This window comes from Clostridioides sp. GD02377 (genome assembly GCF_045899875.1).
Classification (GTDB): Bacteria; Bacillota; Clostridia; order Peptostreptococcales; family Peptostreptococcaceae; genus Clostridioides; species Clostridioides difficile_A.
Window position 1 is genome coordinate 1 of record NZ_JBJODA010000070.1, and the last position, 673, is coordinate 673.

The window sequence follows — 673 nt, forward strand, 5'->3', positions numbered from 1 at the left end:
TGGCTTCCATTTGTACAGAATGAGTATTGAGTTATTTCTGAATCTATTCCAGCTTCTTTTAATCCTTTATATGCTGCTTGAACAAATTCATCCTCTTCATCATATAACCAACCTGGGAAGAATCTTTCACTTTCTATAGTATTTCCTGTGTAACAATCAGCTTTTTCAACTGCATAAGAAACTTTTGCATTTAACTCTGGGTCTTCTTTCATCATTTCATCTAATAATGCTTGTATTGGAGCTAATACTCCTTCTCTTGTTTCACCAACTAATAATCTTCTGTCAAAAGTTGCTTTACAGTAATCTGGCACTACTGAAGCTCCTGGATATGGAGAAGATTTTATATCTGTTAAAACTAGTATTCCATCACCTAAAACTGGATGAGTTGGAGGTACTAATTGTTGTATCTTTTGGATTACATTAGCCATTTTATAAACTGCATTTACACCTTTTTCTGGATTAGCAGAGTGAGCTGGTTTACCAAAAGTTTCTACTACTATTTCTCCTCTACCTCTTTGACCAATCTTTAAGTTTAATTCTGAAGATTCACCTATTACAACATAATCAGGCTCAACAGCTTTACTTATTTCTCTAGCTGAAACTCCTTCAAATATTTCTTCATGAACAACTCCTGCTACGTATAATTCACCTTCAAAATCTTTGTTAGTATCTT

1 protein-coding gene is annotated in these 673 nt (G+C 33.6%); it reads right to left on the reverse strand.

Annotated features, from left to right (window positions below):
• The coding region (locus Q3304_RS20830) for a peptidase dimerization domain-containing protein (protein ID WP_407815346.1) at window positions 1-673 on the reverse strand (673 nt) is incomplete at both ends.